This is a genomic window from Niastella vici, from assembly GCF_002077945.1.
Classification (GTDB): domain Bacteria; phylum Bacteroidota; class Bacteroidia; order Chitinophagales; family Chitinophagaceae; genus Niastella; species Niastella vici.
Window position 1 is genome coordinate 1 of the sequence record NZ_LVYD01000010.1, and the last position, 790, is coordinate 790.

1 protein-coding gene is annotated in these 790 nt (G+C 50.8%); it reads left to right on the forward strand.

The window, feature by feature from the left end; genetic code table 11:
• A partial coding sequence (locus A3860_RS40935) for a hypothetical protein (RefSeq protein WP_158085145.1) occupies positions 1-790 on the forward strand: 790 nt, incomplete at both ends.

The following is a 790-nucleotide window of genomic DNA, read 5'->3' on the forward strand; positions in this document are numbered from 1 at the left end:
ATATTATAACGGTAGCATCAACGGGACTGACCCGGCCTTCGAACATCAGTTGTGACGACCTGGTGAAAACCTATAAGAATTTTATTGCCGAGTTCCCCAACCATACCAAAGGAGCAACGGTGCGGGTATATATGTATGATGGTGGCAATACTTTCAATAGCCCCGGGGCGCCCATGGATAATTATGTAATGGCTAACCATAAACCAGGCCCGAATGTGCCCGATTTTATGGCTGTCCGCTTCGGTGCTAACTTCCGCGAAGTGCTAAAGGACACCACCAAACCCGGTACTGCCGGCCTGCAACTGACGCAAGACACCGTGCCGGTTGTGCCTGCCAGCAATATGATGGTCGCACTGGCTGCTTTACCCGGTGGGTACTGGACGGATGTTACCATGGACGGCAAACAGCTTTTTGAGTGGTACATGAACCAGCACTTCAATGCGGGTTACTCGTACCTGCACTATGCCGACTGGCTGGTGAACGGATGCGGTTATAAACTCAACCAGCTGCCCTGGAGCGATACAGTGGCCGTTCGTGCCGATACCCTGCAAAATATCTGGAACCGGTTTGTGGCGCGCTACCCCGTGTCGCAAACAAGTATAACCGAAACGGTCACCGTACCGGTAATGAAAGGCGTTTCTACATCTACAATAGATGCAGCAGTTAATTATTCTCCTGAATGGCTCAATGCAATGACCTGGACGATAAACGGCAATTGGTATACCATGCGGGCGGCCAATACCTATAACTTATCGGTATTGCCAAAGAACGCCAGCATTCAATCGGCTGC